The 19,974-nt window shown below is 61.1% G+C and carries 15 protein-coding genes; 9 read left to right on the top strand and 6 right to left on the bottom strand.

Annotated elements, in window-relative coordinates:
• Positions 1–34: 34 nt before the first annotated feature.
• Genes J2Y86_RS05035 through wecB form a run of 4 tightly spaced genes read right to left on the bottom strand, consistent with a single transcriptional unit; the run spans position 35 to position 7,399 of the window.
• Complete coding sequence (locus J2Y86_RS05035; RefSeq protein ID WP_253428641.1) at positions 35–910, bottom strand: DUF4434 family protein; 876 nt, start codon at positions 908–910, stop codon at positions 35–37.
• Entirely contained in the window at positions 910–4,077 is a 3,168-nt protein-coding gene (locus J2Y86_RS05030; RefSeq protein WP_253428640.1) for an NfrA family protein, read from the bottom strand. The genes J2Y86_RS05035 and J2Y86_RS05030 overlap by 1 nt, the downstream gene beginning before the upstream one ends.
• Entirely contained in the window at positions 4,074–6,248 is a 2,175-nt protein-coding gene (gene nfrB / locus J2Y86_RS05025) for a cyclic di-3',5'-guanylate-activated glycosyltransferase NfrB (protein ID WP_253428639.1), read from the bottom strand. The genes J2Y86_RS05030 and nfrB overlap by 4 nt, the downstream gene beginning before the upstream one ends.
• The gene (gene wecB, locus J2Y86_RS05020; RefSeq protein ID WP_253428638.1) at positions 6,245–7,399 is read right to left on the bottom strand and encodes a non-hydrolyzing UDP-N-acetylglucosamine 2-epimerase; all 1,155 of its coding nucleotides are present in this window, start codon (positions 7,397–7,399) and stop codon (positions 6,245–6,247) included. Before wecB ends, nfrB begins: the two co-directional genes overlap by 4 nt.
• Before the next feature lie 673 nt (positions 7,400–8,072).
• On the opposite strand from wecB, the gene J2Y86_RS05015 reads away from it, so the two are divergent.
• The 9 genes from J2Y86_RS05015 (at position 8,073) to J2Y86_RS04975 (ending at position 16,833) form a co-directional block, all read left to right on the top strand.
• Complete coding sequence (locus J2Y86_RS05015) at positions 8,073–9,632, top strand: TerC family protein (RefSeq protein ID WP_253428637.1); 1,560 nt, start codon at positions 8,073–8,075, stop codon at positions 9,630–9,632.
• Between the two features lie 369 nt (positions 9,633–10,001).
• Positions 10,002–10,850: a transporter substrate-binding domain-containing protein gene (locus J2Y86_RS05010; RefSeq protein ID WP_253428636.1), complete on the top strand. Its 849-nt coding sequence runs from the start codon at positions 10,002–10,004 to the stop codon at positions 10,848–10,850.
• A gap of 181 nt (positions 10,851–11,031) precedes the next feature.
• On the top strand, positions 11,032–11,694 hold the full coding sequence (locus J2Y86_RS05005) for an amino acid ABC transporter permease (RefSeq protein ID WP_017339153.1): 663 nt from the start codon (positions 11,032–11,034) through the stop codon (positions 11,692–11,694).
• An 8-nt stretch (positions 11,695–11,702) separates the two neighbouring features.
• The gene (locus J2Y86_RS05000; RefSeq protein ID WP_253428635.1) at positions 11,703–12,365 is read left to right on the top strand and encodes an amino acid ABC transporter permease; all 663 of its coding nucleotides are present in this window, start codon (positions 11,703–11,705) and stop codon (positions 12,363–12,365) included.
• Positions 12,362–13,159 (top strand): amino acid ABC transporter ATP-binding protein, encoded by a 798-nt coding sequence (locus J2Y86_RS04995; RefSeq protein ID WP_253428634.1) that lies wholly within the window; start codon positions 12,362–12,364, stop codon positions 13,157–13,159. The genes J2Y86_RS05000 and J2Y86_RS04995 overlap by 4 nt, the downstream gene beginning before the upstream one ends.
• Before the next feature lie 30 nt (positions 13,160–13,189).
• On the top strand, positions 13,190–13,579 hold the full coding sequence (locus J2Y86_RS04990; RefSeq protein ID WP_108217295.1) for a RidA family protein: 390 nt from the start codon (positions 13,190–13,192) through the stop codon (positions 13,577–13,579).
• A gap of 168 nt (positions 13,580–13,747) precedes the next feature.
• The gene (locus J2Y86_RS04985) at positions 13,748–14,512 is read left to right on the top strand and encodes an IclR family transcriptional regulator (protein ID WP_214382970.1); all 765 of its coding nucleotides are present in this window, start codon (positions 13,748–13,750) and stop codon (positions 14,510–14,512) included.
• A 39-nt stretch (positions 14,513–14,551) separates the two neighbouring features.
• Positions 14,552–15,769: an amino acid deaminase gene (locus J2Y86_RS04980; protein WP_253428633.1), complete on the top strand. Its 1,218-nt coding sequence runs from the start codon at positions 14,552–14,554 to the stop codon at positions 15,767–15,769.
• 128 nt (positions 15,770–15,897) lie between these two features.
• Positions 15,898–16,833, top strand: coding sequence for a sugar kinase (locus J2Y86_RS04975; RefSeq protein ID WP_253428632.1), 936 nt, complete (start codon positions 15,898–15,900; stop codon positions 16,831–16,833).
• Between the two features lie 140 nt (positions 16,834–16,973).
• Here the strand turns inward: J2Y86_RS04975 and J2Y86_RS04970 are convergent, their stop codons facing one another.
• Positions 16,974–17,249, bottom strand: coding sequence for a peptidylprolyl isomerase (locus tag J2Y86_RS04970; RefSeq protein WP_007898282.1), 276 nt, complete (start codon positions 17,247–17,249; stop codon positions 16,974–16,976).
• 69 nt (positions 17,250–17,318) lie between these two features.
• Positions 17,319–19,856 carry a PAS domain-containing hybrid sensor histidine kinase/response regulator gene (locus J2Y86_RS04965; RefSeq protein WP_253428631.1) on the bottom strand — a complete coding sequence of 846 codons (2,538 nt, stop codon included), beginning with the start codon at positions 19,854–19,856 and terminating at the stop codon, positions 17,319–17,321.
• Positions 19,857–19,974 lie beyond the last annotated feature (118 nt).

Below are 19,974 nucleotides of genomic sequence, written 5' to 3'. Positions count from 1 at the left end.
TCGCGAGCAGGCTGACGGTCAGACGACTCAGATTCTATTTATGAACATCGTCAACCTGATGCCTACGCTGGTTGTCGAGAATCACCTGGCCCCACGGTCGATAGCGCAGGGAAAACACCGCCGTCGGATGGCAACCCGCTGACGTAGTGTCCGGAGCGGCCGGTTCTGCGAGAAACGGTTGACCCTCGGCGCTGACCTGCCGGAAGGCTTCGCGCACGATGCCGATCGGGCAGGGCAGTGCGCTGGCGTAGCCGTTGCGTACCAGTGGCGGCAAACGACCGGTGCCGGCGCCGTCCTGCCACCACACCTGAACTCCCGCGCTCGCCAGTTCACCCAGCCACTGGCCGTTCACCTGCGGCGCGAGCTTGCCTGCGGTGAAGGCGCTGACGTGCAGCGGTGCGTCCAGCTTGCCGGCGAAATCCTTGAGCTGGCGTTGCAGGGTTTGCCGTCGATCGACCGCCAGGAAGTGAAAGTCGTCGAGTTCCAGCGGCAGATACCAGCCGCTGACCGACAGCTTCCAGTCCTGGCGCAACCGCTGTTGCTGAGCCAGCGACTGCCCCAGTTGCGCCTGCCAGTAGGCGGCAAGCCCGGCGCTGTCCAGTTCATCGATGCGCTGGTAATAGGCCGGGTCCATGCGCAGGCCCAGCACCAGCTTCAGGCCTTGGGCGTGGGCCTGTTGCAAACTTTTGGCGAGCCAGCCATTGGCGCCGCCAAAGTCCGAATCACCGTACGCCGTCCATTGCACGATGACGGTCTGCACACCCTGTTTGCCGGTGTCTTGCCAGATGCGCTGCCATTGCGCCTGGCTGACACTGGCGTCGACGTTCAGTGGTTGATAGAAAATTCGTTCATCGGCGCGAGCCATGGTGCTGCTCAGCAACAGACAGAAAACCAGGAAAAGTCGCGTCATCAGAAATTCAACTCCACGCCCAGCAGCACACCGTTGCCGCCGTCATACAGATTGCCGCTCAGGGATTGCTGATACTCGGTGCGCACCGTCAGGTGTGCGCGGTAAGCGTTGTAGATGTCGTCGTCGAACCACCATTGCCAGCGCAGGCCGATACCGGTGCGCAGGTCCTGGCGCCAGTCGTTGCCCGGGTCCTGTGTTGCGAACTCGAGAAAGCCGTACGGCATGAGGGTTTGCGCGCCGTTGAACGGCAGCTTCCAGGTGTGACCTTGCTGGAACCGCGACAGCCATTGGTGATCACCGGCCTTGGTCCACCACGCCGCATCGAGGTAGAGAAAGCGTTCTTCCCAGTCGTTTTCATCGACGCGCCAGTCGTTGCGGAACCGCCCCTGATCAAGGAACGACGCGGTAGTGCGCAGCAGGTAGTCGGTGCTGGTGTGACCGTCCTGGCGATGATCGTTGAACTGGTCCGCCAGTTTTTCGGGGATGAGCAATTGACCCAGGCTCATATGCTGATTGTCGTTGTCATTGAACGTGCTTTGCTTGTAGATCTCGCCGTAGAAGTTGATGTTCGCGGTGCCCCACGGCTTGTATCGCAGACCCACGCCGGTGCCGAGGGATTCGCCATAGCTCGAACGGCCCCGGCCGCCGAGCAATACGCGGCCGTAGAGTGACAACGCGCTCCCGGCGCGACTCGGTTCTTCACCGAGCGCATGGTCCCAGATCGCCACTTGCACATTCTGCGAGGTGGCGCGGCGTGACGAGTCGCGAAGGGTGCCATTGGGGCGGAAACTGTCGTTGGTCGAGACCCCGGCCGGCGACCAGGTGCTGGCCAGGGTGCGACTGTCGCGGCGGGACAGGGTTTCGTGGGCGCGACGCTGGCGGTAGCGGCGCGCTTCCATGCTGCCGTCCTCATCGTCGGCGGCGACCGGGTGCTGTTCCAGGTCAATGACCCGACGCAATTCCTTGCGCGCCGCCGCGCTGTCTTCGGCTTCGTCATAACGCAGTGCCAGGGTTTCGCCGAGGCGATAGTCTTCCGGGAAATCCCGGGTGGCGCTTTGCAGATATGGGAGGGCGAGGGCGCGCTGTTCTTTGGTGTCAGCCCCGGCGAGACGCATGCCGTAATCGGCCCGATAGCGCGGGTTGTTCGGCTCGCGGCGCACGGCTTCGGCGAGCCACGCGGTGCTTTGTTCCAACTCGCCGGCCTTTTGCGCAGTGACCGACGCCGCATAAAAATGCCCGGCGTCCGGCGACTGTTGCAAGGCTGAGCGTTGACGCCGCATCGCCTCTGCATGATCGCCGCGCGCGTCGGCAACCGCTGCGCCGAGCGCCCACTCATTGGCACCACGGGCGCGACTGCGTTGCCAGTAACGTTCTGCGGCCTGAGGGTCGCCGGCGGTGAGGGCGCTGCGACTGGCCGTGAGCCTGGCGTTGTCGCTCAGTTCGGCATCCGCAAAGCTGCGCCAGATGGCCAGGGCACCTGAGGAATCTCCGGCCGCCTCCAACGCATAAGCCAGCGGCAGACGGCTGTCACGGTCGCCGAGTTTTTCGGCGCTCTGGTAGTAGACGACGGCTTCACCCGGTCGATCCGGCATGGCGCAGCGGCCCAGGGCGCGATAGTCGCCTGCGACCTGCGGGTGGTCGCCGATGGCTTGTTGCACCGCATCGCACTGACCCTTTTCCGCGAATTGCGCCAGCAGTTGGCCGCGCGTCGCGGGGTCGACGCGCTTGAGCAGCGACACCATGCGTTGCTGTTGCGCCGGGGTTGGCGTCGACGACGCGTAGAGCCCCGCCAGCCGTTGCAGCATGGCGACGGGCAACTGGCCGGCGTGACGATCGTAAGCACTTTCAAGCAACTGTTGCGCGTGGTCGCGCTGGCCGGCGTTGAGCGCCAGATACGTTGCCTGATTGAGTGAGCCGAGGTTGCCGGTCTGTTGGTAATGCCGCTCCCAAAGCGTTGCCGCTTCGGTGTTGCGCCCCAACGCCTGAGCCAGTTCGGCCCGACGTCTCACCACGTCAGCGGTCTGTGGCTGGCCGGCGAGCCAGGCCATGACTTTGTCGCTCTGGCCTTGGTCCTGCCAGATGTCCAGTAGCTGTGCCTGTCGACGGCTCTCCCAGGGTTCGGGCAGCCGCGTGCTTTGCAGCAGCTCGGTGGCCTGCAGGCGCTGGGCGAGGATCAGCCAGGTTTGCGGGTCCTCGTTCGGTGGGCAGTCACGCAATTGCGTGCGTGCGGCTTCCGGATCGCGACCGGACAGCCATTCGACCGTTTCCAGGCACGGGCGCTGCAATTCGCCACTCAAGCGTTGCACGGTCGGCACATCACCGGTCTGTCGCGCCAGTTCCCACAGACGCTGGCGTTGCGCGGGATCAGCCAGGTCGTTGGCGGGCAACGTTTGAATCCAGCGTTGGGCCTGCTGGACGTCGCCCATGGCGATCGCCCGGTCGATCATGGCGAGGCGGGCCTTGCGCGCCGCTTCGGCTGTCGGTGCCTGTTGCAGCAGTTGCTGCAAAGGCTGTTCGTCGAGACGCTGCACATAGGCATTGGCCAGTCGCTGCCAACCTTCGGCGTCCAGTTGCTTGCTGGCGGCCAGTGGCGCGAGTTGCTCGATGGTGCCGTTCCAGTCGCGCAATTGCTCGGACCAATTGGCGCGAGCCTCGCGCAGAATGTTGTCGTCCCCCTTGGGCGCCAGTTGCGCGAGCCAGTCGTGGGCGCGGCTTGCGCCACCAAACCTGGCCAGGCTCAGGCTGTAGGCCTGCCACAGGCGTACACGCTGATTGAGGTTGCTGGTGGCCAGCCATTGTTCCACCTGCTCGCTGCCCGGCGGATCCTGTTCGATCCAGGTCAGGCGCAGGTTGAGCAGGGCGTCGTTGTTGTCCGGGTTGTCCGGCAGCGCTTGCACGGCATCCTTGTATCGCCGCTGCCTGGCCAGCGCTTCCACCAGCAATGCCCGGGCTTCATCGTTGTTCGGCACTTTGGTCAGCAGGTGGCGCATCAGCCGCTCGACTTCGGCCCAGTTGCCTTTTTTCGCTTCGCGATAGCTGCGATCCATGTAGGGAAAACTGCGGAACTGTTCGAACTCGGTCAGCGGTTCAGCCTGCACCCACGCGGTGGCACTCATACTCAGCAACAGGCTGCCGACCAGGAGGGCGTGACGATTGACAGGCTTCATGCGACCTCCCGGACAATACGGAAGGCAGCATGCTGTTCGCTGGCCTGATCAGCCAGGGCTTGTTCAAGCACTTCCTGAGTGATCATGCCGCGCGAGATCAGGTGTTCACCCAAAGACATGTGCTCGGCATCGAAGTCGATCAAGGCCTGATTGAACAGACTCGGCGGGACCATGCCGCGCACTTGCAGCAGATTGCCCAACAGCACCTGGTGATGACTGACGCGTTCGAGCAAGGCTTCATCGTCCTGATGACGCTCAAGCACTTCGAGCATGTGGTGGACTTCCTCGTTCTGACGGGGGCTGGCGTACCAATAGCGGATGCCCAGCGTGACCCGGCCCTGAGGCGCGAGACGGCAGCGCACCGGGCGTTTCAATTGACGGCTGATGGCGCCGAGGGATACCTGACTCACCGGCCCTTCAGAGGCGAGCACCAGCGTGTTGCCGTCCTCGGCCACCGGCAGCACGCCGTAGTGGGAGGCGATCTTGCGCGGCACGGCGTCGATCAGGCGCTTGTCGAGTTTGAACGGGTTCAGTGGCGCCCATTCAAGGTCCAGTTGTTCGGCGAGGGTTTCCACCAGTTGCGTGCTGTTGATGTGTTCGCGCAACAGCAGTTCGTGGCCCAGTCGGCGGCGTATCGGGTTGGTGATCGCCGCTTCCAGTTGCTCTTCGCTGAGCAGGCCTTTCTCCACCAGGCGATGACCCAGCGGCGTGCGCTGGGCCTTGGTCAGGGCCGGGAATTCATGGGTGGTCTTGTCCCATGCCACGCGGCGCGAATCGCCCATTTCCATGACCTGGCGCAGCGCCCGCACGTTGGCGAAGAAGTTGATGAAGTTGCTCCATATCATGCGCGGTGCCGACAACAGGCCTTCGACCAGTCCGTAGTAACGCGTGACGAACCAGCCACGCTGGAACAGCCGATTGATCAGCATCAAACCGTTGAGCCACAAGAGCGTCGCGAGCAGTGGGCTGTTGGACAGGATCGACGGATAGCGCCAGGCGGTCGGTGCAATCACCGTCATCAGCCACATCGCCAGCAGCACGATGCACAGCAGGTTGACCAGGAAACTCAGCAGGTAAGCGATCATGCCGCGACGGTCGCGCCACAGGAAATAGTTGAGCACGCCTGTGGGGCTCCAGCCGAGGTTCTTGGTGCCCTGAAAGACGATGCCGACGATCCATCGGGATTTCTGGCGGATAGCATGCTGAAAGTCCCGGGGGAAATGTTCGCGAACGCAGATCACCTGGGAAAACACACGGTCCATGCCAAACGCCCAGGGCTGGTCAAGCGCCAGTTTCGGGTCGGTCACCGAGTAACGGGCGAAGATGCACTTCATGCCTTTTTGCTTGAGTCGAAACCCGATGTCGTAGTCTTCGGTCAGGCTCTGCACGTCGAAGGCAATGCCGTCGCCGTCTTCCAGCAGGGCCGTGATGGCTTTACGGCTGAAGCAGGTGCCGACGCCGGCGCTGGGCACCTGGCCGGTCATGGCTTCGCGGACGATAACGTCCTTGCCATGGTTTTCAGCGAACTCGTCGACGTAGTGCCCGGCGGTGAAGCCTCGCCACTCCGGTGCATAGGGATAGACCGGAATCTGGATCAGGTCCTTGGCCGGCAGCAGGTAGTTGAAGAGGCGCAATTCCATAGGTGAAATCACGTCTTCGGCATCGTGCAGAATGAACCCGGCAAACTGGATTTTCGCCTCGCTTTCAAAGCGCAGGATCGCGTCGATGACGTTGTTCAGGCAGTCGGCCTTACTGGTGGGGCCGGGGCGGGCGCAGACCACTTTGTGCACGTTGGGATAGTGCCGGCAGACTGCATCGACGTCGGCCTGGGTCTCGGCATCGTTGGGGTACGTACCGACGAAAATCTGATAGTTCTCGTAATCGAGCGTCGACGCCGCAAGACGCGCCATTTCACCCACCACGCCCACTTCGTTCCATGCCGGAACCATGATCGCCAGCGGTTTTTCCGCGATGGCGTACAGGCGTTCCTCATCGGCGCGCTTGAATTTTTCATAGATTCGCCAGCGCCGAACCAGCTTGCGGCCCCAGTACACGAGATCGATGAACAGATCATCGAGCCCGAGGAGGAACATCAACAACGCCAGGGCGATCGCGAGGTACTTGAGACCGAACAGGACGTAGGCAAAAAAATCGACTAAATCGAAACTCATCGTGCTTTGACCGCCGCCGAGCGCTCGCTCAGCCACTGGCACAGTCGAGTGGCGATGCGTTCGCTGGCGTGGCCGTCGCCGTAGGGGCTGTGGACACGACTCATGCGCTCGAAGTGAGCGTCGTCATCCAGCAGCAGGCAGCTTTGCTTGACGATGCGGTCGGTGTCGGTGCCCACCAGCAACACGGTCCCGCCTTCAAGCACGGAAGGTCGCTCGGTGACATCGCGCAGAACCAACACCGGCTTGCCGATGGCCGGGGCCTCTTCCTGGACGCCGCCGGAATCGGTGAGGATAAAGTGCGCGCGGCCCATCAGCCAGACGAAATGCTGATAATCCTGCGGCGCCACCAGGTAAATGTTCGGCTTGTCCGACAGCACGCCATACACCGCTTTCTGCACCTGCGGATTGAGGTGCACCGGGTAGACGAATTGCACATCGGGGTAGCGCAGCGCGAGGTCGGCGAGGGCCAGGCAGATGTTGCGGAAACCGTCGCCGAAGTTCTCCCGGCGGTGGCCGGTGATCAGCACCATGCGTCGGGTGTCGTCGAGCACCGCCAGCGGCGAGTCGACGGCCGGATGCCAGTTGATCTCCTGTTGGTGAGTGCGCATCCACAGCAGCGCGTCGATCACCGTATTGCCGGTGACTTCAATACTGGCCTTGGGCGTGCCCTCGCGCAGCAGGTTGTTTTCACCCTTGGTGGTCGGAGTGAAATGCAGGTCGGCGAGGACGCAGGTCAGGCGTCGGTTGGCTTCTTCCGGCCAGGGTGCACGCAGGTTGCCAGTGCGCAAACCGGCCTCGACGTGGCCGATGGGCAGTTGGCGATTGAAGGCGGCGAGGGCGGCGATGAAGCTGGTGGTGGTATCACCGTGGACCAGCACGATATCGGGCTTCACCCGCTCGTAAGCCTGGTCGAGGTGAATCAGCAGTTGCTGGGAAAGACCGTTGAGTGTCTGACCTTGAGTCATCACCTGCAGGTCCTGGTCGACCGTCAGCTCGAAGGAGTCCAGCACCTGTTTGAGCATCTCCCGGTGTTGACCGGTGGAGCAGATGTTCAATGTGACCCCGGGCCATTGACGCAGCACTCTGGCGAGCGGCGCCATCTTGATGGCCTCCGGCCGAGTACCGAAAACCATCATGATGTTGAAAGACATTGACCCTCCAGGGGCGTGACAAGGGGCTGGCTCCAGGCCGGCAGCGTTACTACTGTTACTGGAATATGAATCACAACAGCCGCATCGAGGGTTGTCCAGTGCGGTTTTACACTTGATTGATGTTGATCAATTGCAAGAAATGCACCGTCGACAGTGGCTGTTGGATCGCGCCTGCTCATAAGGAAGTCACATCCTTATACGTGTTTCGTTTCTCGGCAAAAACGCACCGATTGTGAACCTGATACCCGCACCCGTAGCCAACGGTAGCGTTTCTCCCTCTGCACCTTTCGGAATACCCGCGAACAGGCTCGCACACAGGGTTTCGTGGACACCGAAGATCCAGTGTGGGAGCGAGACCGGCTTGCCGGCGAAGGCCGCGGTAAAAACACTGCAAATCCAGATGTTCTACAGATTTTGTAATGATTTCTGGCTGTAGGAAAAGTCCTTTGTGCCTGTACGCTCCAAGGCCTTTTTCCTTTCAGGATTTGCATGAACACCCTCTCGGAGCCCCCCAGTTACCCTTCCTGTTCGCGCCAGCGCGCTGTCCTGATGCACGCGAAACATCCGGTCTTCCGACTTCTCAATACCTTCGACATTGCAACCCCACGGCCCCTGCGCCGCGCCTTGCCGTGCCCGGCATTCTGAATTCACTGAAGAGATCGAGACGTTTTTTATGGAATGGATAGCTGACCCCACCGCGTGGCTGGGCCTGTTGACGTTGATCGTGCTGGAGCTGGTGCTCGGCATCGACAACCTGGTGTTTATCGCGATCCTCGCGGACAAACTGCCGCCCGAACAGCGCGACCGCGCGCGACTCATCGGTTTGTCGTTGGCCTTGCTGATGCGCCTGGGCCTGCTGGCGAGTATTTCCTGGCTGGTGACCCTGACCCAGCCGTTGTTCGAGGTGTTCGACAAGAGTTTCTCCGGTCGTGACCTGATCATGTTGTTCGGTGGTGTGTTCCTGTTGTTCAAAGCCACCATGGAATTGCATGAGCGACTCGAAGGCCATGTCAGCGAGCGCTCTTCGAGTACGACTTACGCATTGTTCTGGCCGATCGTCGCGCAGATCGTCGTGCTCGACGCGGTGTTCTCCCTGGACGCGGTGATTACCGCCGTGGGCATGGTCGATGAACTGGCGGTGATGATGATCGCGGTGATCATTTCCATCGGTCTGATGATCATCGCCAGCAAACCGCTGACCCGATTCGTCAACGCCCACCCAACGGTAATCATGCTGTGCCTGGGGTTCCTGATGATGATCGGCTTCGCGCTGACCGCCGAAGGCCTGGGCTTCCACATTCCGAAGGGCTACCTGTACGCCGCCATCGGTTTCTCGATCCTGATCGAAATCTTCAACCAGATCGCCCGGGCGCGGCGCAAGAAGTCGATGCAAGGCCTGCGACCGATGCGTGAGCGCACGGCCCACGCGGTGCTGCGTTTGCTGGGCGGTCGTAAGCTGGCGGAGGAAGAGGTCGGCGAGGAGATCGCGGACCTGCTGGAAAACGGCGAAGCGCCGAGTGAAGTGCTGTTCGACCGACGTGAGCGGATCATGATCAGTGGTGTGCTGCAACTGGCCGAGCGGCCGATTCGCACATTGATGACGGTCCGCGCCGACGTTGACCACATCGACTTGTCCGACGATGCCGAGACCATTCGTACGCGCCTTATGCATTCGTCCTATTCGCGCTTGCCGCTGATTCGCGATGGCGCGGTGGATGAGCCGCTGGGTTTCGTGCACAAGAAGGAATTGCTCAAGGAATGCCTGGCCGGCAACGAACCGGGTCTTGAGCAACTGGTGCGCAAGACCATCAATCTGCTGGACAGTTATTCGATTCTGAATGCCTTGGAGCAGATGCGCCAGGCTTCTACGCACATTGCGTTCGTGGTCAATGAATTCGGTGACTTCGTCGGGGTGTTGACCATGACCGACATTCTGGAGTCGATTGCCGGTGAGTTGCCTGACGCCAGCGCAATTGAAGGTCCGGACGTCATTGAAGAGAAGGGCGGCTTTATCGTCAGCGGTGCATTGAACCTGGCGAGGGTGCGTCAGCGGACCGGGTTTGCAGCAGAACCGACCGACGACTATCAAACCCTCGCCGGGTTGGTGGTGAGTCTGTTGGATCGCCTGCCGATGATGGGTGACAGCCATGAGTGGGAAGGCTGGCGGATGACGGTCATGTCGGTTGAAGAGCGGCGGGTGACGCGGGTTCGGCTGATGCGGATCGGCCAGTAGTTTTTCTCTGGGTTTGCCGGCCTCTTCGCGAGCAAGCTCGCTCCCACAGTTGATCAAGTTGTCTTTGCAGACACGGTCTAATGTGGGAGCGAGCCTGCTCGCGAATGCGATCTTTCAGGTGGTGCATGACTCAGGTTCGTGCACCCATTTGTGAACCTGATACCCGCGCCCGTAGCCAACGGTAGCGCTTTTCCATTTGCACCTTTCGTAACACCCTCGGCGCAGGAATGCGCATCCCTCTGATTCAAAACACTTTTCAATTTCCCCTGCCTTCACGCTGCAACCTGTGGCACACTTTCTGCTGTCTATTCCGTTGTTACATACCTAGTTCCGGTATAGCGGAATAAACATCATCCTGGAGTGCTTGCCATGCATCGCCGACCTTCCTTGTTAAAAGCGTGTGTTTTTCTCTTTGCGGCTTCGGCTGCTGCCATGGGTGTGGCCCAGGCGGCGGACAGCAAGCTCGATAGCGTGCTGGCCCGCGGGAAGCTGATCGTGGGGACGGGCAGTACCAACGCGCCATGGCATTTCCAGGGAGCGGATGGCAAGTTGCAGGGTTTTGATATTGATATCGGGCACATGATTGCCAAGGGTCTGTTCAACGACCCGACCAAGGTTGAATACGTGGTGCAGTCCTCCGATGCGCGGATTCCCAACCTGCTGACCGACAAAGTCGACATCAGTTGCCAGTTCATCACCGTGACCGCCAGTCGTGCCCAGCAAGTGGCGTTCACACTGCCGTACTACCGCGAAGGTGTCGGCCTGCTGTTGCCGGCGAACAGCAAGTACAAGGAAATCGAAGACCTGAAAGCCGCGGGCGACAGCGTCACCGTAGCCGTGCTGCAGAACGTGTACGCCGAAGAGCTGGTGCATCAGGCATTGCCCAAGGCCAAGGTCGATCAGTACGACAGCGTGGACCTGATGTATCAGGCCGTTAACTCCGGCCGTGCCGACGCCGCCGCTACCGATCAGTCGTCGGTGAAATACCTGATGGTGCAGAACCCCGGCCGCTATCGCAGCCCGACCTACGCCTGGAGCCCGCAAACCTACGCCTGCGCCGTCAAACGCGGCGATCAGGACTGGCTGAACTTCGTCAATACCACCTTGCATGAAGCCATGACCGGCGTTGAGTTCCCGGCGTACGCGGCCTCCTTCAAGCAGTGGTTCGGTGTCGATCTGCCTACCCCAGCCATCGGTTTCCCCGTCGAATTCAAATGAAAACTGCTGCGGGCTGCGCGCGAAATACTGCGTTGAAAACAGGCTCGAAATGCTCATTGACTGACGTCAACTCCGCTTTCTCGCCTGTTTTCGCCTTGTCTTTCCTTCGCTCGCGACGTTTCCAATTGTTGAATGATGAACGGGGCGGTGAACAATCGCCCCGTTCAAGGTGCTGCTGATCATGAACTATCAGTTGAACTTTGCCGCCGTGTGGCGCGATTTCGACACCTTGCTGGCGGGGCTCGGTCTGGGCCTCGAGCTGGCGCTGGTGTCGATCGCCATCGGCTGCGTGATTGGCCTGCTGATGGCGTTTGCCTTGCTGTCAAAGCATCGCGCGTTGCGGGTGCTGGCGTCGGTGTATGTGACGGTGATCCGTAATACGCCGATCCTGGTGTTGATTCTGTTGATTTACTTCGCCTTGCCGAGTCTCGGGATTCGTCTGGACAAGATCCCGTCGTTCATCATCACCCTGTCGCTGTATGCCGGGGCGTACCTGACGGAAGTGTTCCGTGGCGGCTTGCTGAGCATTCCCAAGGGGCAGCGCGAAGCCGGGTTGGCGATCGGTCTGGGCGAGTGGCAGGTCAAGGCCTACGTCACCGTTCCGGTGATGCTGCGCAACGTGTTGCCGGCGCTGTCGAACAACTTCATTTCGCTGTTCAAGGACACCTCGCTGGCGGCGGCGATTGCCGTGCCGGAGCTGACCTATTACGCGCGCAAGATCAATGTCGAGAGCTACCGGGTGATTGAAACCTGGATGGTGACCACGGCGCTCTATGTTGCGGCCTGTTACCTCATTGCCATGATGCTGCGTTACCTCGAGCAGCGTCTGGCGATCCGCCGATAGGAGGCCCCATGTACGAATCGCCCAGTTGGTTGCATGAATTGTGGGTTGCCCGCGAAGTGTTGTGGCAAGGCTTTTTGACCAGTGTGCAGGTGTCGGCCCTGGCGATTTTGCTGGGCACGATGGTCGGTATCGTTGCCGGTCTGGTGCTGACTTACGGCAAGTTCTGGATGCGCGCACCGTTCCGTTTCTACGTGGACATTATTCGCGGCACACCGGTGTTTGTGCTGGTGCTGGCCTGCTTCTATATGGCGCCGGCGCTGGGCTGGCAGATCAGCGCGTTCCAGGCCGGTGCCTTGGGGCTGACGCTGTTCTGCGGTTCCCACGTCGCCGAGATTGTGCGCGGTGCGCTGCAAGCGTTGCCGAGCGGACAGATGGAAGCGAGCAAGGCGATTGGCCTGACGTTTTTTCAATCCCTCGGCTACGTGCTGTTACCCCAGGCGTTGCGGCAGATCCTGCCGACCTGGGTCAACTCGTCCACCGAGATCGTCAAGGCCTCGACGCTGTTGTCGGTGATCGGTGTGGCCGAGCTGTTGCTCAGCACCCAGCAGATCATCGCCCGGACGTTCATGACCCTCGAGTTTTACCTGTTCGCCGGATTTCTGTTTTTCGTCATCAACTACGCCATCGAATTACTCGGCCGGCACATTGAAAAGCGGGTGGCCTTGCCATGACTCAACCTCAAGTTTCGAACGCGCAAAATGAGCAACCCCTGCTGGACATTCGCGGGTTGCACAAAAAATACGGCCAGCTCGAAGTGCTCAAGGGCGTCGACCTGACCATGCAGCGCGGCAACGTGGTCACGCTGATCGGTTCCAGCGGTTCGGGCAAGACCACGCTGCTGCGCTGCGTGAACATGCTCGAAGAATTCCAGGGCGGGCAGATCATGCTCGATGGCGAGTCCATCGGTTATGACGAGATCGGCGGCAAGCGCGTACGGCACCCGGAAAAAGTCATCGCCCGGCATCGGGCCATGACCGGCATGGCGTTCCAGCAGTTCAATCTGTTCCCGCACCTGACCGCGCTGCAGAACGTCACCCTCGGTCTGCTCAAGGTCAAGAAGCTGCACAAGGACGAGGCCGTAGCCCTGGCGGAAAAATGGCTGGAGCGGGTCGGCCTGCTGGAGCGGCGTGATCACTATCCGGGCCAGTTGTCCGGCGGCCAGCAGCAGCGTGTAGCGATTGCCCGGGCAATTGCGATGAACCCGAGCCTGATGCTGTTCGACGAAGTCACCTCCGCCCTCGACCCGGAACTGGTGGGCGAAGTGTTGAGCGTGATCAAGGGCCTGGCCGAAGACGGCATGACCATGCTGTTGGTGACCCACGAAATGCGCTTCGCGTTCGAGGTCTCGGACAAGATCGTTTTCATGAATCAGGGGCGGATCGAAGAGCAGGGGCCACCCAAGGAGCTGTTCGAACGCCCGCAATCGCCGCGTCTTGCCGAGTTTTTGAAAAACACGCGGTTTTAAACATCCATTTTCAAATCAGGAGAAACACTCATGAGCATTACTCGTTACGGCACCGGCAGCACCGCCGCTGGCGGTCAGCCTCGCCCTTTCGCCCGCGCCGTTGAAGCCGATGGCTGGCTGCACGTGTCCGGGCAAGTGCCGGCGCTGGATGGCGAGATCATTACTGGTGGCATCGTCGAACAGACTCACCAGACCATGAAGAACCTGATCGCGATTCTCGAAGAGGCCGGTTATGGCCTGGAAGATGTGGTGCGTGCGGGTGTGTGGCTGGAGGATCCGCGGGATTTCACCAGTTTCAACAAGGTCTTCTCCGAGTACTTCAAACCCGAACACGCACCGGCCCGGGCCTGCGTGCAGGCGAACATGATGGTGGATTGCAAGGTTGAGATCGACTGCATTGCGTACAAGAAAAAGGCTTGAACCGAGTCGCGCCCATCGCGGGCAAGCCACGCTCCCACAGGATTTGTGTTGTATGCGGAATCGGCGGCAACAACAAAACCTGTGGGAGCTGGCTTGCCAGCGATGGCGGCCTAACGGTCGCCGCAGCACTCTGGTTAAACTCCCGGCACTTTAATGGGAACCACTGAAATGACCGAAGACACCATCAAGCGCCGGGCTCGCGGTCTGGACCGGGCGTTCGATATCCTCGATTTCCTCAAGGAGATCGGCCAGCCCCTGCGCCCGAATGAAATCGCCAGCGGCATCGGCAGCCCCAAATCCACGGTCTACGAACTGGTGGCCTCGCTGCTGGAACGACGGATTCTCGAGCCCGTGGGCAAGGACGGTCACGTCTACCTCGGCCGTCAGCTGTACTTCCTCGGCCAGGCGCACTTGCGTCATTTCGACCTCACCCGCGAGGCCGATCATGCCTTGCAGGAGATCGTCAGCCAGACCCGCGAAACCGCGCAGATGTGCCTGCTCAACGGTCGCAAATACACCGTGGCCCTGATGAAAGAGGGCGAGCGGCATTTCCGCATTTCCTCGGACATCGGCGAGAATGCGCCGATCCCCTGGACCGCTTCCGGACGCCTGCTGCTGGCGCACTTGAGCGACCAGGCAATCATCGACCTGATCGACCACGACGACTTCATCCTGCCCAACGGCGAACGCCTGCCGCTGGAGCAGTTTCTCGGTGAAATCCGTCAGGCCGGTATCGATGGGTTCTTCTCCTTCGATAGCGTCGCCGACACCTTCACCCATTGCTTCGCCGCACCGGTCAAAGACCCGAACGGCATTGCCATTGCGACCCTGTGCATCGTCGCGCCACGGGCCGATGCCAAGAACAATTACAACGACTATCGCCGGGTGCTGATCGACAGCGCCAACAGCCTCGCCCGGCGTATCAACGAATAACAGCGGCTGCCTGCGGCCGCGAATGTGAGGAGTTCGACCATGTCTACTGCCCAAAATACTGCCGTCGTGGAAAAGGGCTTTGCCCGGACCGGTGCCAACCTGGTACGCGACGTCAGCCTGCCGGCGCTGGTGCTGCACCGCGAAGCGCTGGAGCACAACATTCGCTGGATGCAGACGTTCGTCAGCAACAGCGGCGCCGAACTCGCGCCCCACGGCAAAACCAGCATGACCCCGGCACTGTTTCGCCGCCAACTTGACGCCGGCGCCTGGGGCATCACCCTGGCCAGTGCCACGCAAACCCGTGCGGCGTATGCCCATGGCGTGCGTCGGGTGCTGATGGCCAACCAACTGGTTGGTACGCCGAACATGGCGCTGATCGCTGATCTGCTGGCAGACCCGACGTTCGACTTCCATTGCATGGTCGATCACCCGGACAACGTCGCGGACCTCGGCGCGTATTTCGCTTCGCGCGGCGTACGCCTCAACGTGATGATCGAGTACGGCGTGGTCGGCGGTCGTTGCGGCTGCCGCACGGAAGAGGAAGTGATCGCACTGGCCAAGGCCATCAACGCCCAGCCGGCCTTGGCGCTGACGGGCATCGAAGGCTACGAAGGCGTGATCCATGGTGATCATGCCGTCACCGGCATCCGTGAATTTGCCGCGTCGTTGGTGCGTCTGGCGGTGCAGTTGCAGGACAGCGGCGCGTTCGCCATTGCCAAGCCGATCATCACGGCGTCGGGGTCGGCCTGGTACGACCTGATCGCCGAATCCTTCGAAGCGCAGAACGCCAGCGGACGTTTCCTCAGCGTATTGCGCCCGGGCAGCTACGTGGCGCACGACCATGGCATCTACAAAGAAGCACAATGCTGCGTGCTCGACCGCCGCAGCGATTTGCACGAAGGCCTGCGCCCGGCACTGGAAGTCTGGGCTCATGTGCAGTCGTTGCCGGAGCCGGGTTTTGCGGTGATCGCCCTGGGCAAACGCGATGTGGCGTACGACGCCGGTCTGCCGGTGCCATTGCTGCGTTACAAGGCCGGTGTGGTGCCGGCGACGGGCGACGATGTGAGTGCCTGCAAGGTGACGGCGGTGATGGACCAGCATGCGTTCATGACGGTGGCGCCAGGCGTTGAGCTGCGAGTGGGCGATATCATTTCGTTCGGCACTTCGCACCCGTGCCTGACGTTCGACAAGTGGCGTACCGGGTGTCTGGTGGATGAGCAGTTGAATGTCATCGAGACCATGGAAACCTGTTTCTAAGGTTTAGACCGAGGTGCGGCCTTCGCGGGCAAGCCTCGCTCCTACAGACGATGAGATCCCGTAGGAGCGAGGCTTGCCCGCGATGAGGCCCGCCCAGACACCGCCGAACGACCTGAGACACCACAATAATGAACACCATCAACACTCTCGGCCCCAACACCCCGCGCATCGCCCTGATCGGTGAATGCATGATCGAGCTGCAGCAACGCGCCGATGGCAGTCTGCAACAGAGCTTCGGCGGCGATACCTTGAACACCGCGGTCTACCTGTCCCGCGAACTGGGCGAAGGCGGCGCGGTGGATTACGTCACTGCCTTGGGCGATGACAGTTTCAGCGACGCCATGTGCCAGAGCTGGGCCGCCGAAAACATCGGACTGGGCATGGTCCAACGCTTGCCCGGTCGTTTGCCCGGCTTGTATTGCATCCAGACCGACGCCGCCGGCGAGCGACGTTTTCTGTATTGGCGCAACGAAGCCGCGGTCCGCGATTGCTTCACCACCCCGGCGGCGGCGCCCATTCTTGCGGCGTTGCCGGACTACGATGTGCTGTATTTCAGCGGCATCACCCTGGCGGTGCTCGGCGTGCAAGGTCGGGCGAAACTGCTGGAAACCCTGATCGAAGCCCGGCAGCGGGATGCGCGGATCGTGTTCGATAACAACTACCGGCCGCGCCTGTGGGCGTCGGTCGAGGAGGCTCGGGCGGCGTATCGCAGTGTGTTGCCGTATGTCGACCTGGCGTTGCTGACGGTGGATGACGAGCAGGCGCTGTTCCATTTTTCCGATTGCGAGGCGGTGTTTGCCGCTTACGCGCAAATGGGCACGCCGGAAGTGGTGCTCAAGCGTGGCGCCGAGGCGTGTCTGATTCGTTGTGACGGCGAGTCGTTTGAGGTGCCGGCGCAGAAGGTTGAGCGGGTGGTGGACACCACGGCGGCGGGGGATTCGTTCAGTGCGGCGTACCTGGCCAGCCGGCTCAAGGGCGGCAGCCCGGTGGACGCGGCCGAAGCCGGGCATCGGTTGGCGAGTCAGGTGATTCAGGTGCCTGGGGCGTTGATTCCCAAAACCTGATGCAATCTCTGTGGTGAGGGGGGTTACCTGTGGCGAGGGGATTTATCCCCGTTGGGTCGCGCAGTGGCCCCAAAAGATGGGACTGCTGCGCAGTCCAACGGGGATAAATCCCCTCACCACAGGGCCCTCAAGCCAACCGATCAGTCCCGGTAAAACACCTGCACCAGGTGATACCCGAACTTGCTCTTGATCGGCCCATGCACCACTCGCAGCGGTTTCTTGAAGATCACTGCGTCAATCACCCCCACCATCTGCCCCGGCCGCACTTCACCCAGATCACCGCCGCGCTTGCCGGACGGGCAGGTGGAGTACTTTTTGGCCAGCACATCGAAGGCTTCGCCCTTGGCGATGCGTTGTTTGAGCTGCTCGGCTTCTTCCGAGGTTTTCACCAGAATATGGCGGGCTTGAGCTTTCATTGGGGCAGATACCTTGCAACGGTGGTGGCTATGTTGGTGCGAGCGTGGGGCGCGCGATTATGCCTCAACTCACTCGGGTTGGCCGATCATCGTGCGAATCTTGTTGGCCAGCAGGTCAATGGAAAACGGTTTGGCCACCATGTCCATGCCTTCCTCAAGGAAACCCTGGCGTTCAGTCGCCTTCTCCGCATACCCGGTCATGAACAGCACCTTAAGATCTGGCCGGTGCTGACGCGCAATTTCAGCCAACTGCCGTCCATTCATGCCCGGCAGCCCGACATCGGTCACCAGCAGATCAACGCGCAAGTCGGACTCCAGCAAGGGCAGGGCGGTCTTCGCGTCTTCGGCTTCATGGGCGTGATAACCCAGCTCGTTCAGCAAATCGAGGACCAGCATACGCACCGCTGGATCGTCTTCCACCAAGATCACGGTTTCACCGGCAATCGCCGCCGGAGCCTCGCCGCTGAAGGGCATCAGGGTGTTCTCCGGCTCAGGGAAATGCAGGCGCGGCAGGTACAGGCGAACGCAGGTGCCTTGGCCTGGAAGGCTGTCGAGTGTGACGTGACCGCCTGACTGCTGGGCAAAACCATAAATCATCGAAAGGCCAAGCCCGGTGCCCTGGCCGATGGGTTTGGTGGTAAAGAACGGGTCGAACGCTTTGGCCAATACCGACGGCGTCATGCCGGTGCCGTTATCGCTGACGGCAATCATCACGTAATCCCCTGGCTTGACGGTTTCCAGGGTGGCGATATCACTGCTGTCGAGGTAGACATTGGCCGTTTCAATCAGTAACTCGCCGCCATCGGGCATGGCATCGCGGGCGTTGATCACCAGGTTGAGCAAGGCGTTTTCCAGTTGGCTGACGTCGGTGCTGACCGGCCACACTTCATCGGCCAGTTGCAGTTTCAGCGCGATGTGATCGCCCTTGGTGCGGCTGAGCAGGTCTTCCAGGGAATGAATCAGCGCGTTGGCATCCAGCGTCTTGCGATCCAGCGACTGGCGCCGGGAGAACGCCAGCAGGCGATGGGTCAGGGCGGCCGCGCGGTTGGCCGATGACACGGCCGCCTCGGTGAATCGGCCGATCTCGGCGGCGCGCCCGTCGGCGATGTAGCGCTGCATCAGGTCGAGGCTGCCGATGATCCCGGTGAGCATGTTGTTGAAGTCATGGGCGATGCCGCCGGTGAGCTGGCCGACCGCTTCCATTTTTTGCGCATGACGCAAGGCGTCTTCGGCACGCTCGCGCTCGAACATCTCGTTTTGCAGGCGCTGGTTGGTTTCGGCCAATTGCTGGGTGCGGGCGGCAACGCGTTCTTCAAGGGTTTCGTTGAGGTTGCGCAAGGCTTCTTCGGTCTGTTTGCGCTCGGTTTCGTCGATCACGAAGATGTAGAAACCGTTCACCGCACCATCCGGTCCGTGGCGGGGCAGGTAATTCATCAAGGCCTGACGGGTGCTGCCATCCCGATGCGGCGTGCTGATGCTGAAACAGCAGGTTCTGCCCGCCAGTGCTTCGGCGATGTATTCGGCGCGCAGGGCGTAGGCCTCTTCGCCCAGCACCTCACGAATGGTCCGACCGTAAAGTTCCTGGGGCGTCAGGCCGTACCAGTCCAGGTACGCGGCGTTGTTCAGGCGAAAGCGTTCCTCGCTGTCGACGTAACTGATCAGGATCGGCATGGCGTTGATGATCAGTTGCAGCTCGGTCTGGCTCTGGCGCAAGGCCTGTTCGGTGTGTTTGCGTTCGGTCAGGTCCAGGGCGGCGCCGAGGAAGCGGATGGGCCGACCATGGTGATCCTTGTAACAACGACCCCGGGCAAACACCCAGCGCAGCTGCCCGTCGGGTTGCAGCAGGCGATATTCCTCGCCGTATTCGGTGCCGTGGGTGATGCAGTGCTTGATGCCGCGGGTGACCATCGCACGGTCTTCCGGATGCACGGCCTCGAGATAATCACTGATGGGTAACTGGCTGGCGAGCAGCGGATCGACGCCATGCAACTGGGCGAAGTGGGTATCGGCAATGAAGCGATCCTCGCTGATGTCCCAATCCCAGGTGCCGACAGCGTCGGTGGCCGCCAGCGCCAATTGCAGGCGTTCCTCGGTTTCGCGTTGGGCCTTCAGGCTGGCGGCCGAGCGCTGTTCCAGTTCAAGGGCGATGCGTCGCCGTTCGTTGGTTTCGATGGCGGTGACCAGAATTCCGGCGACCTCGGCGCTTTCATCGCGGATCGGACTGTAGGTCAAATCCAGCCAGAAGTCGGAATCATCACCGTTACGTTGTAGGGTGAAGCGCTGTTCGCTGTAGGTTCGCACCTGGCCCTGTAGGACGGCGCTGTAAATCGGGTCGGTAAAGTCTTTGAGTTCTGGCCAGATCTGGTGTGTCGGTTGTCCGAAAGCGTGTGGATGCTTGCTTCCGGCCAGCAGGGCGAAGCCGTCGTTGTAGATCTGGGTGAGTTCCGGACCCCACAGCAACAGCATCGGCATCGGTGAGTGAATCACGATGTCCACCGCCGTGCGCAGGCTCTGCGGCCATGCACTGGCGCTACCGAGCGGGGTGCTCGCCCAGTCCAGTCTGGCGATCAAGGCCTGGGCATCGCTGCCGGTGGATGTTGCGTTCATCAAGGTGTCCTGCACGTCAGTCTGTGTGTCCGCGGTCTACTATCCTAGAGCGGTAGGCGCTGCATGACCGGTTTTCGGGGTCATTTTTGTTCATTCAATGCTTCGCGGGTGCTTTTTG

Origin of the sequence: Pseudomonas migulae (assembly GCF_024169315.1) — a bacterium.
GTDB classification, from domain to species: Bacteria; Pseudomonadota; Gammaproteobacteria; order Pseudomonadales; family Pseudomonadaceae; genus Aquipseudomonas; species Aquipseudomonas migulae_B.
Note: the sequence above shows the minus strand (reverse complement) of the source record. Positions and strands in the feature narration are given on the sequence as shown.

Excerpts from the sequence above, each read along its gene's own strand:
- J2Y86_RS04985 (WP_214382970.1), top strand. The coding sequence starts at position 13,748 with ATGACCGAAGACACCATCAAGCGCCGGGCTCGCGGTCTGGACCGGGCG.
- J2Y86_RS04965 (WP_253428631.1), bottom strand. The coding sequence starts at position 19,856 with ATGAACGCAACATCCACCGGCAGCGATGCCCAGGCCTTGATCGCCAGA.
- J2Y86_RS05010 (WP_253428636.1), top strand. The coding sequence starts at position 10,002 with ATGCATCGCCGACCTTCCTTGTTAAAAGCGTGTGTTTTTCTCTTTGCG.
- J2Y86_RS05005 (WP_017339153.1), top strand. The coding sequence starts at position 11,032 with ATGAACTATCAGTTGAACTTTGCCGCCGTGTGGCGCGATTTCGACACC.
- J2Y86_RS05015 (WP_253428637.1), top strand. The coding sequence starts at position 8,073 with ATGGAATGGATAGCTGACCCCACCGCGTGGCTGGGCCTGTTGACGTTG.
- J2Y86_RS04990 (WP_108217295.1), top strand. The coding sequence starts at position 13,190 with ATGAGCATTACTCGTTACGGCACCGGCAGCACCGCCGCTGGCGGTCAG.
- J2Y86_RS05030 (WP_253428640.1), bottom strand. The coding sequence starts at position 4,077 with ATGAAGCCTGTCAATCGTCACGCCCTCCTGGTCGGCAGCCTGTTGCTG.
- J2Y86_RS04995 (WP_253428634.1), top strand. The coding sequence starts at position 12,362 with ATGACTCAACCTCAAGTTTCGAACGCGCAAAATGAGCAACCCCTGCTG.
- wecB (WP_253428638.1), bottom strand. The coding sequence starts at position 7,399 with ATGTCTTTCAACATCATGATGGTTTTCGGTACTCGGCCGGAGGCCATC.
- J2Y86_RS04970 (WP_007898282.1), bottom strand. The coding sequence starts at position 17,249 with ATGAAAGCTCAAGCCCGCCATATTCTGGTGAAAACCTCGGAAGAAGCC.
- J2Y86_RS05035 (WP_253428641.1), bottom strand. The coding sequence starts at position 910 with ATGACGCGACTTTTCCTGGTTTTCTGTCTGTTGCTGAGCAGCACCATG.
- J2Y86_RS04980 (WP_253428633.1), top strand. The coding sequence starts at position 14,552 with ATGTCTACTGCCCAAAATACTGCCGTCGTGGAAAAGGGCTTTGCCCGG.
- J2Y86_RS05000 (WP_253428635.1), top strand. The coding sequence starts at position 11,703 with ATGTACGAATCGCCCAGTTGGTTGCATGAATTGTGGGTTGCCCGCGAA.
- nfrB (WP_253428639.1), bottom strand. The coding sequence starts at position 6,248 with ATGAGTTTCGATTTAGTCGATTTTTTTGCCTACGTCCTGTTCGGTCTC.
- J2Y86_RS04975 (WP_253428632.1), top strand. The coding sequence starts at position 15,898 with ATGAACACCATCAACACTCTCGGCCCCAACACCCCGCGCATCGCCCTG.